Source organism: Sinorhizobium glycinis (assembly GCF_001651865.1).
GTDB lineage: Bacteria > Pseudomonadota > Alphaproteobacteria > Rhizobiales > Rhizobiaceae > Sinorhizobium > Sinorhizobium glycinis.
On the sequence record NZ_LPUX01000024.1, the window covers coordinates 1 to 3,430 of the forward strand.

Below are 3,430 nucleotides of genomic sequence, written 5' to 3' on the forward strand. Positions count from 1 at the left end.
AAACGGCAGCGGAAAGCCAGGCGCCGGGCTCCAAGCATTGTCACGCAACTCAAATGATGCGGGCGAATTCGGATTAAACGACACCTCAAGACCGCCGTAGGTGTTTGAGCGAGCCCTGGCAGAGTGCGTTGGCGCTGCTTCCACGGTCGGCCAGGCAGGTTCCTGCCCAGCTTGGACTATGTCCTGCGCCTGCTCAGGGGGAACGTCGGGCCACGATGGGCCGTCTTCCACCATTAAGCGCAGATCCTGATCGTAACCTTCCAAGAGGACCAATGGCCGACTGACAGCTCGCTGCCGCGCGCTGTGCTGCGCAGCGGCGTCCCCGACGTACGTCGCGACCGCATGCGGCGCCGTGACATCTTCGTAGCCGCTCCGCAGCAGCATCGGCTGCGTCTCCCATGACGACGTACCCTGTTGATGGGTAGGCGCCGGTGTCGGCTGGCCGCCTGAATTGGCGATCTCGCCCAGCTGCCGCTCGCCGGCAACGCCTTGCGGATTGTTTAGGGTCCTCTGCCTCTTCGCTGGCCTCAACTCAGCTGTGTCATGCTCGTCGTTGATGAGGACCTCCTTGCTTGGCAGGCGGTTGCTCCTGGCAAGCGCAGCCATCGGCTCGTCCGGGGACTGCTGGCGGTCGGGCTCTCCGGGATCCGGTGCCTGGTCATGGCGCGCGGCTGGCTCGAGAGATGACGACGGGCCGGGTTCGTCCATCAGCCCCAAAAGCAAATCCTGATCGCGGCCTTCCGCGGGAAGCTCCTCTGGCCGACTGCCAGTTTTCTGCGACGCGCTGTGCTGCGCAGCGGCGGCGTCGACGCGCCTCGGCTCCATCAGCACCGTGTCTTCGGGATTGATAAGGGCCACGTTCTGGGGGTGAGGATTCAGCTTAGCGCGTCGTGAGATCGGCACTTCGCCCGTCGACCGCAAGGTCCGGAGATAGTCGATTGCCTGAACGAGTCTCTTTGGATTACCCTGTCCGGTGAACTCGAGCACCTCACCGCCATCGGTCAGCGACTGGTTGTCGAGCCGAGCACGAATGCTCGGTTTTTCTTTTGCGAAAAGCCAACGGCTAAAGCTACGAAGAGAACCTCCGTGCTGCTCGGCAGCGGATTTGCTGAACCCGCCCTTGATGAGGGCCCCCTCAAGCCCCGAAATAAGGGGAGCATCCTCGGAATAAAGAGGCCGATTGTCGCGCCCTATCGCAATCCCAGGTGACTGAGCCGGCTGCGGCGCCGAGGATTCCATGGCCTCGGCGCCGGCCTGCGATTTTCGGAGACGAGCCAGTGCGGCACCAATCCTGGAATCAGCACCGGCGACCTTCCTATAGCTCTCGACATCTCCATCAAACGACGTGCCGAGCCCAGCAGCAATGCCCGGCCTGTTGTTGTCACGCAGGTAGTCGCTGAAACTGCGAAGAGCAGTTGCATCCTTCCTGCTTGCATCCTTCTTGCCGGGATCTGTCGCTGCTTCGTTTTTGTACTCTTCGATGAGAGCCGCGTCCTGGGGATAAGGATGATACTCAGTGCGGCCTGCGATCCGCACGACTCCGCCCGTCGACTGCGAGGTTCGGAGATGAACTATCGCCGCAAGAAGTCTTAAGGGATTATCCTTTCCGATGAACTCGCGCGCATCAGCGGTCAGCGGGTCTTCGTCCTCGAGCCGAGCAGCAATGGGATCTTTGTTATTTGCGAAGAGCCACTGGCCAAAGCTGCGAAGAGTACGTACATAGCCCCTGGCGGTGCGTTCGGCGGCCCCGCCCTTGATGAGGGCCTTCTCAAGCCCCAAAATAAGGGGAGCATCCTGGGAATAAAGGGGGCTTTTGCTGAGCCTTCTCAGAATCCCTTTTGACTGAGTCGGCTGCGGCGCAGCGGCGGCCGGCATTGCTCCACCACCCCCACCTGAACTGCCGATCTCTTTCAATTGCCGCTCAAAGGTCGCCGCGGCTGCAGACGGAGCCGCGGGTGAGCTCTCTTGCGGACCCGTGCTGTCCGATTGTTCATGCACCGACTTGGTCGAGGGGAAATCCATCCCGTCCTCTTCTCAAATATGAACCTGGGCTATCGATCTGACATGCCGGCAATCAGCAACAAACCGCCCTTTACAGCGCTGGCAGGCATGCACCGGGAGCATCGGCAGCCGATGTTCTTCCAAGGGGATCAGCCCTGTATGTTTGTTAAATTTAAATGGGGAAGCTATCGAGAACCTGATGACGACAATTGCCGCGCCAAGACAGCATGGCGCATGTGCCTGCGCGCTTCGCCGTCAACAGCCGATAGACCGAAGATTCAGAGACAAAATACTGCTCCTCATCGGTGAGGCGTACGGCCAGCTTTCGCGGCGAGGACTATCTCCAGCCCATTGCGTCGCAGAAGGGTGGCAGTTGGCCAGAGGAATTGCTTCCTGCGGAAGGCCATGATCAGGATCCATATTTCCCCCGTTCCTGCTCCCGAGGACGCGGCACTGATGGAGTCTAGGCGGGTCGGCGCCGTCGCTGCGCAGCACAACATCTTTGTAAATCGACGCTGAACATTGACCCATCAAGCACTTGGGACGCCGATCGGCGTCCGGACCCCATATGTGGACGTATATGGACCCCCGCCCGATTGCAACGACCGGCTTGATCAGGATCGACGGCCACAACTGCTGACGTATATCCGGCTTCTTGATGCGGCTGGACAACGTCTCCGCCGCGAGCCTCGATGGTTTTCGCCCGCTTCCACCTCAACGGCGCCGAGACATCGGCGCAAGCCGTGCCGGTCCAGACAGGTTCGGGAAGCGACGGGGTGACCGTTTCGCCATCTCCTGCCATTTGTTGCAATTGCCGGGTGAGACCTCCTTTCCTTGGTAAGCACTCGATTGGCACCGCCTGCCGGATAGCGCCTTGATGGCCTAAGACACGTCAGGCGTTGGGGTGACGAGAAGAAGCTCGACGTTGTCATGTCGGTTGGGCTCGACGGTGCGACGGTCACAGAGGTTGCACATCGGCACGATGTGACCCGGCAGCAAATTTACGCTTGGCGGCATGAGCTGAAGAAGAAGGGTTTATTGCCGCCCACGGCCGATACGGTCTTCCTTCCCCTAGATACCTCCGCCATGGACGACGCCCCGCTCGGGCGTGAGGAGGTTGCGCGCGAGCCCGCGCTCACGGCTGAACTACGGCCGTTTATAGCAAGAGAGAAAATCTGTGATGCCGTCCTGGTCGGGTGCAAGCCATGTGTCCGGCCTTTACGAGGCGGCACATACAGCCGCAGGCCCTGATGAAGTCCGCAGATCGGGTTCCAATCAAATTAACGCGCTCGAAGCGCCTTGAGAATGTCGGATTAATCCAATCCCCGGTTCGACCGGTTTGCCATCACTGCAGCGCGACAACCAAGATGAGACGAAGCGTCAATCAAGATGAGACTCGGCAGCAGCGGTGGAACGCAGAGAGGGCGTA

General features: G+C 60.3%; 2 pseudogenes. One reads left to right on the forward strand and one right to left on the reverse strand.

The window, feature by feature from the left end:
• Positions 1 to 2,022 (reverse strand): annotated as a pseudogene (locus AU381_RS00235) (Ulp1 family isopeptidase); the annotation flags it as partial.
• A gap of 885 nt (positions 2,023 to 2,907) precedes the next feature.
• On the opposite strand from AU381_RS00235, the pseudogene AU381_RS30010 reads away from it, so the two are divergent.
• Positions 2,908 to 3,252 (forward strand): annotated as a pseudogene (locus AU381_RS30010) (transposase); the annotation flags it as partial.
• Positions 3,253 to 3,430 lie beyond the last annotated feature (178 nt).